Source organism: Mycobacterium sp. NGS11, assembly GCF_059813315.1.
Window position 1 is genome coordinate 1 of sequence record NZ_JCALEJ010000051.1, and the last position, 7,258, is coordinate 7,258.

A 7,258-nucleotide genomic window follows, 5' to 3' on the forward strand; every position below is an offset into this window, starting at 1 on the left:
CGATCTTGACAAATAGTCAGAGGCCGGGCCAAACTGATGGCATGCGCCCACATTTGTGGCTGGTGCCACCAACCTTCCGTTGTAGCCTGTCGGCGGCGGCGATCGAGGCCGCGAAAGTCCGGGTACACCAATGAGGCTGATCCGACTTGGTGGTTCACCGCGCCGCAGCCACCGCGCTGACGCGGTGGTCACAGGGGCAGGCAGCGGTATCGGCCGCGCCTTCGCGGTCGAACTTGCCCGCCGGGGAGGGCGAATCGTGTGTGCCGATCTCGATCCGGTCCGGGCGAAGGACACTGTCGCGCTGGTCGCACAGGTGGGCGGTGAAGGCCTCGATGTTGCGTGTGACGTTTCCGAAGAAGAACAGGTCCGGGAGCTCGCCGACGCTGCGGAGCGATGGTTTGGCGATCCCGCGGGTTTGGTGATCAACAACGCCGGAATCGGGGCGGGTGGCAACGTCGTCGGTGCCACGTCCATGCGCGACTGGCGGTCCATACTGTCGGTCAATTTGTGGGGAGTGATTTACGGTTGCGAGGTCTTCGTGCCGCGACTGCGTAACCGGGGCAGCGGAGGCCTGATCAACGTGGCGTCGGCAGCGAGCTTCGGCGCAGCTCCCCGAATGGGGGCGTACAACGTCAGCAAGGCCGGTGTTTTGGCGCTCTCCGAAACACTGGCCGCCGAACTCAGCGGCGCCGGCATCGCCGTCACTGCGCTGTGTCCCACGTTCGTCAAGACCAACATCGTCGACAACCCGCAGATCGAAGAGTCCGCGGCAAGATTGGCGGCGAAGCTGATGAAGTGGACCGGCGTCTCCCCGGAGTCAGTCGCACGGAGCACCTTGGACGCCCACGACCGCGGTGAACTGTATGTCTTGCCGCAGCTTGACGCCAAGATCGCCTGGCGAATCAAGCGAGCGATGCCCGCGACTTACGCCCGCTCACTTGGACTGGTCGAGCGAATCGCTCGATAAGCACTTACGGGAGAAAGGGAAGAAATGGCTTTCGAATACACCGAGATGCTCGAGACGATCAAGGATCGGCAGTGGGCGTTGGCCGACATCGACTGGGAGGCGCCGGGCGCGGAGTTGATCACCGACGAGCAACGCCCCAACCTCAAACAGTTCATGTCGGACGTGGTCTGGATCGAGCATGTCGGCGCCCAGGCTTTCGCGGCGATGGCGCCGAAGGCGCCGTTCGAGGCGTTGAAAGAAATCTACAGGTACTTCCACGCCGAGGAGCAGCGCCACGCGAACGCCGAACTCGCCCTGATGCATCGCTGGGGAATGCTCGAAGAGGGGGAAATCCCCATGCCGAGCAAGAACATTCGGCTGGCGATCGAGTGGATCGACCAATATAGCGGAGCACTCCCGTTGACGGTGATGAGCTCCGCGATTCCGGCGTTGGAATGCGCCCTGGACGGTGCGTTGCTGAGGTTCCTGCTGGACGAGGTGGCAGACCCGGTGTGCGGGGAGGTCTTCAACAAGGTCAATAGTGACGAATCTCGGCACCTTGCGGTGGGTTTCCAGGTTCTCAACGACCTCGGGGCCAGCCCCATGCGAATACACGCGATCGAGACGGTAGGAGCGATCCTTGATCCGAGAATTCTCCTGGGCGCCCTACTTTATATACCTCTACTCACCAGGATGATGGGCAACCTCACTGCGTGGGGCTTGTCCGAAGAAAAGCTGTACAACGCCGTCACGCGCTACTCGAATGTCGGCGATCGAAGCGAGTTCAGTCGCCGCGTTCCGGCGTATCACATCCTTCGGTCCCACCTGTCGGCGACCATCAACCGCGCCCAACCCTTTCATTTCGTCTCTCAGCGACTGGGTACCGTCATCGACTATTTCCCGACCCCAGTGCTCGGCGAACTGCCCTCCTGGGCTGGGGACATGACGTACGAACCGGTGTCAAAGTGAGCGATCAATCGACCGTTCTGATCATCGGTGCTGGTCTTTCTGGACTTGGTACCGCAATTCGGCTGCTGCAGAAGGGGATCGACCACTTCGTCATTCTCGAACGGGCAGATGACGTCGGGGGTACGTGGCGAGACAACACGTATCCCGGTGCCGCCTGTGACGTTCCATCTCTGCTCTACTCGTACTCGTTCGAGCAGAATCCAGACTGGTCGCGCGCATACTCGGGCGGCCACGAGATACTCGACTACATCAGCGACGTGGTGGAGCACTATCAGCTCAGCCGATTCATCCGATTCGGGATCAACGTCACCGGTCTCGAGTTCGACGACGGCACTGGCACCTGGACCGCCTATACCGAGAAGGGCCGGCCGTATCGCGCCCGAACAGTGGTGATGGCCAGCGGGCCCCTCGCGAATGCAAGCTTCCCGGCCATTCGCGGCCTCGACTCGTACACGGGTCACAAGATCCACAGCGCCCGATGGGATCACGACTACGACATGAGCAACAAGCGGGTCGCAGTCATCGGTACCGGCGCCAGCGCCGTGCAGATCATTCCCGAACTGGTCACGACGGCGCGGACGGTGAAGGTCTTCCAACGAACTCCGGGTTGGGTGCTTCCGCGTCCGGACTTCCCCCATCCCGGCTGGGCGAAGTCCGCGTTCCGTCAACTACCGATGTCGGAGAGCGCGGCTCGCCAGGCATGGTTCTGGGCGCACGAGATCATGGCCGTCGGCATAGTATGGGACACGCCGGTCACCACGGCGATCCAGTGGGCGGCGAAGGCGAACTTGCGTAGGCAAGTGAAGAATTCGTGGATGAGGCGACAGCTGACCCCGGACTTTCGTCCCGGCTGCAAACGCATGCTGATGACTAGCGACTACTACCCTGCTCTGCAGCGCGACAACTGCAAACTCATCACGTGGCCTATCGCGACGATATCGCCGAACGGGATACGGACCGCTGATGCCATCGAACACGAAGTGGACTGCATCGTGTTCGCGACCGGCTTCGATGTCTGCAAGGCCGGCACGCCGTTTCCCATCAAGGGCTTGAACGGTCGCGAACTCGGGACAGAATGGTCGCACGGCGCCTACGCCTACAAGAGTGTGAGCGTGTCAGGATACCCGAACCTGTTCCTCACATTCGGTCCCAACTCCGGCCCCGGCCACAACTCTGCGCTCGTCTATATGGAGGCCCAGATCGGCTACATAGTGCGAGCCATCAACCTAATCGTCAACCACAATCTCCACACATTCGATGTCCGGGAAGATTGCCAGAACCGCTACCACAGCAAACTCCAGCGACGCTTGACGCGAACCACGTGGAACTCGGGTTGCAAGAGCTGGTATCTCACCGAGGACGGCTACAACGGCACCATGTATCCGGGATTCGCGATGCAGTTCGTGCGGCAACTATCGAAGGTTAGGTTGGAGGATTACTTGAAGACTTCGAAACCCACCAGCCCTAAGAAAGCGGAGGCAACGCGAGCTGCAGCGGCGGTGCGGACGGCCAAGCACAGCTCTACACCGCGTCGCAGGGCCATCGTCTCGCCGAGAAGCGGCGCCGTCGAGCATTGATGTTGAACCGCAACGCTATTCAGCTAACAAACCCGCCAAGCGAATGAAGGACCGCGCTTAACCCGGCCGTGCCGTGCGGCAACCGCCGGTCGGCGTCCACCCACCCTACTTGCAATAGGCATTTCTCGATGAAGCGTAACGACGTGATGAAGAGCGCTGGTGCGCCCGCCCACGAGATCATAGTGATCGGTGCCGGGTTCTCCGGAATCGGCATGGGCATCAAACTCTTACAGGCCGGCTTCTCGGACTTCTTGATCGTCGAAGAAGCCGCCGATGTCGGTGGAACGTGGCATTGGAACACCTATCCGGGAATCGCGGTCGATATCCCGTCGTACAGCTATCAATTCTCCTTCGAGAGACGTTCGTCGTGGTCGCGCACGTACGCGCGGGGCAGCGAACTGCGGAACTACGCTGAGCATTGCGTGCGGAAGTACGGCCTGCGGTCGCGAATACGGTTCGGCACCACCGTCACCGAAGCCCGCTTCGATGAAGGCTCGACGTTATGGCGCCTGAACACGTCGTCGGGGGAGGAATTGACTGCGCGGTTCATCGTTAACGCCTCGGGCGTGTTGACGCGGCCAAAATGGCCGGACATACCTGGTGTCAAGGTCTTCGGCGGCGTAACCATGCACACCTCTCGGTGGGACCACAACGAAGACCTGGTCGGAAAACGCGTCGGGGTTATCGGTACGGGGGCCTCAGCGGTGCAGCTCATCCCCGCCATCGCAGGTGAGGTCGGCTCACTGACGGTGTTCCAACGCACACCGATCTGGTGCTTGCCGAAATTGGACTTGTCCGTACCGTGGCTGTTGAGTCGGTTACTCGACTATCTGCCGGGTGGACAACTAGGGATGCGGCTGGCGAGTCAATCATTTGTTGAGCTCACTTTCCCCGTTGCCGCCCACTACCACAGCGCCATTCCGTTGGCATCGATGCTTGAACGCGTGGCTTTGGCCTATATGCGTCGACAGGTGGTCGACCCGATCGTTCGGGACAAGCTGACGCCGCGTTACACGCTCGGGTGTAAACGACCCGGCTTCCACAACGAGTACCTCGCCACATTCAACCGCGACAATGTCCATCTCGAGACCAGCCCGATCACCCGTCTGGACACCACCGCCGTACACACGGCTGACGGCAAATCACACGAAATCGACGTGCTCGTTCTGGCGACCGGGTTCAAAGTCATGGAACCGGGGAACATGCCGACCTACTCGCTCAAGGGTATCGGGGGGCGAGATCAAGCCCAGTGGTGGGACGACAATCGGCTACAAGCCTATGAGGGGGTCAGTGTGCCCGGATTCCCCAACCACTTTTCGATCTTCGGCCCGTACGGGTACAACGGGTCATCCTACTTCGCGCTCATCGAGGCCCAGTCCACACACATCGTGCGTTGCCTCCGACACGCCCGCGCCCGGCGTGCGACTTACGTGGAGGTAAGCCAAAAGGCCAACGAGCGTTTCTTCACCGAGATGCTGAAGCGCCGCCATCGCCAAGTCTTCTGGCAGGACAGCTGCGTCGACGCGAACAGTTATTATTTTGACAGGCACGGCGACGTTCCGCTTCGTCCGACAACGACGATCGAATCAGTCTGGCGCAGCCGTAGATTCGACCTGGCCGACTATCGTTTTGAAAGCTTCGACGACAAGACGATAAGCACGAAGTCGTGACATCAGTTTCGGCGCATCGCGATCCAAGCCTGGCGAGCTATTTCGTCGCGACGTCGGCACGCGGATTGCTTCGCCCGCTGACGCAAGTACTTCCGGCTAATGAGCGCGGGCTCGCGGTCCTGGATCGGGTGCTTCGGACAGCCCTCCTCGCTTCCGGGCCGCGGCGCGGAGTACGGGTCGAAGAGGTCGATACCGGCTTCGCCGGCGATCGCGTGCGAGGCGATTGGATCGTTGCCCCGAGCGTAGATGCAGATGGTCCACCGATTCTCTACATTCACGGGGGCGCGTTCGCGATGTGCTCGCCGAGGACTCACCGGGGCCTGCTCGCCGAACTGTCGGCCGAGTCCCGTCGGCCGGTGTTCGCGGTCCGCTATCGCCTGGCGCCGCGCCATCCGTATCCCGCGGCCGCCGACGACGCGCTGGCGGCCTACCGGTGGCTTATCGGCAGTGAGGGATCTTCGTCGGCCCGCAGGGCCGCGGTGGCTGGAGACTCCGCCGGCGGCCAATTGGCTGTGGCTACATCGCTGGGCGCGCGCGCGCATCACTTGCCGATGCCCGACGCGATGTTGCTGATATCGCCCGTACTGGATCTGACATGCCAGCTCGCGCTGGCAAGAGAACTACGCCGCCGGGATCCGTTTGCCTCGGCCCGGTCAGCCTCGCGCACGCTCGGCCTGTACGTTGCCGCAGCTGACGCGACCGATCCCCGCGTCAACGTCCTGTGTGCAGATCTGACTGGTATGCCACCGACATTGATCCAGGTTGGCGGGCGGGAGATGCTGCTCGACGACTCGCGACAGTTCGCTGATCGCATGCAACGGGCGGGATCATCGGCGCAACTACAGATTTGGCGTGGCCAGATTCACGTCTTCCAGGCCCTGTTTCGCCTCTTGCCGGAGGCTCGGGACGCTCTGCGGCTCAGCGGAGCATTCCTCGCCGACACGAGCAAAGGGCCGGCGAGCTGATATCAGGGGAGTGTGGTGCTGTCCGAGGTGCAGGACCAAGTAGCGATGACACTCGAGGGCGTTGTGCACGACCCGGAAAGTAGCCTGTGGGGTTCATCAGGGCAAGGGAGCACGCCATGGTTGACCTATTACATCCACCAATCGACAAGGCCAGGAAACGCTTGTCGTCGGTCAATCACCCCAGCGCGCTTACGACGGGTTTAAGGCGCATGTGGCCGTAGAACCCGACACCGGCATCATCACCGGCTGCGCGCTGAGAAAAGCCAGCGGCCCCGACAATCACGAAGTGCCCGTCGGACTGAAATTGCTTGCCGAAGAACCCCATTCGCTGACCGTCCTGGCTGATGCGGCCTATGGGTCCGGCGAATTCCGCGCCGAACTGGCCGCACGCGGGCACACCGACCGGGTCGATTCCCCGCGGGCCTGTCGCCCGTTCGACGGCGGGTTCACCGTGGATGACTTCACCGTCGACCACGACAATCGCAGCGCAACCTGCCCCAACGGCCTGACCCGCCCGATCAGCCGCTCCGGACGCGCCTTCTTCGGCAAGGCCTGCACCGACTGCCCGCTACGAGCCCGCTGCACCCGCAGCCGCACCGGCAAAAATCTACTCATCGGGCCCTACGACGCCCTCCAACGTGCTGCCCGCCATGCCGCCCGCGACCCCGACTGGCGCACCGAATACCACCGGCACCGGCCCATGGTCGAACGATCCATCGCCTGGCTCACCCGCGGCAACCGCCGACTGCGCTACCGCGGCACCGTCAAAAAACGACCACTGGCTCCACCACCGAGTCGCCGCACTGAACCTGCGCAGGCTAATCACGTTGGGCCTCAACCACACCGGAACCAACTGGGCCATCGCCTAACCCTCACACGGGGGGTTGCGCAACACGCCACTGCCCTGCCACTCTCACAACGGCGGGGTGACCTCTTCTGTCGACCCCAGGGTCTGTCTTCAAATCAGCGCCTAAGAGCGCCGCGAGGCACCCCGCCCCCAAAGACCACTAATTCAGCGCACTCATATCGGCTTTGCTGCCGGAGTGACAGTTGTCGTGTCAGTCGATGAGCCATTGACGTGCAGAATCAGCGTGGACGGACGTCTTGCTGATGAGAAGACTGACGTGGGGG

General features: G+C 62.1%; 5 protein-coding genes and 1 pseudogene. All 6 read left to right on the plus strand.

Annotated features, from left to right (window positions below):
• Window positions 1-130: 130 nt before the first annotated feature.
• Window positions 131-967, plus strand: coding sequence for an SDR family NAD(P)-dependent oxidoreductase (locus AC5Y4T_RS25850; protein WP_072501194.1), 837 nt, complete (start codon window positions 131-133; stop codon window positions 965-967).
• 24 nt (window positions 968-991) lie between these two features.
• Window positions 992-1,915 carry a reductase gene (locus AC5Y4T_RS25855; protein WP_072501195.1) on the plus strand — a complete coding sequence of 308 codons (924 nt, stop codon included), beginning with the start codon at window positions 992-994 and terminating at the stop codon, window positions 1,913-1,915.
• Window positions 1,912-3,492, plus strand: coding sequence for a flavin-containing monooxygenase (locus AC5Y4T_RS25860; RefSeq protein ID WP_083533353.1), 1,581 nt, complete (start codon window positions 1,912-1,914; stop codon window positions 3,490-3,492). The genes AC5Y4T_RS25855 and AC5Y4T_RS25860 overlap by 4 nt, the downstream gene beginning before the upstream one ends.
• 128 nt (window positions 3,493-3,620) lie before the next feature.
• The gene (locus AC5Y4T_RS25865; protein WP_232526916.1) at window positions 3,621-5,162 is read left to right on the plus strand and encodes a flavin-containing monooxygenase; all 1,542 of its coding nucleotides are present in this window, start codon (window positions 3,621-3,623) and stop codon (window positions 5,160-5,162) included.
• Complete coding sequence (locus tag AC5Y4T_RS25870) at window positions 5,159-6,127, plus strand: alpha/beta hydrolase (protein WP_069953667.1); 969 nt, start codon at window positions 5,159-5,161, stop codon at window positions 6,125-6,127. Before AC5Y4T_RS25865 ends, AC5Y4T_RS25870 begins: the two co-directional genes overlap by 4 nt.
• Before the next feature lie 172 nt (window positions 6,128-6,299).
• Window positions 6,300-6,996, plus strand: a pseudogene (locus AC5Y4T_RS25875) (transposase); the annotation flags it as partial.
• Between the last annotated feature and the right edge of the window lie 262 nt (window positions 6,997-7,258).

Bases quoted from the DNA above. Each gene is read 5' to 3' on its own strand.
- AC5Y4T_RS25850 (WP_072501194.1), top strand. From the start codon at position 131: ATGAGGCTGATCCGACTTGGTGGTTCACCGCGCCGCAGCCACCGCGCT.
- AC5Y4T_RS25855 (WP_072501195.1), top strand. From the start codon at position 992: ATGGCTTTCGAATACACCGAGATGCTCGAGACGATCAAGGATCGGCAG.
- AC5Y4T_RS25865 (WP_232526916.1), top strand. From the start codon at position 3,621: ATGAAGCGTAACGACGTGATGAAGAGCGCTGGTGCGCCCGCCCACGAG.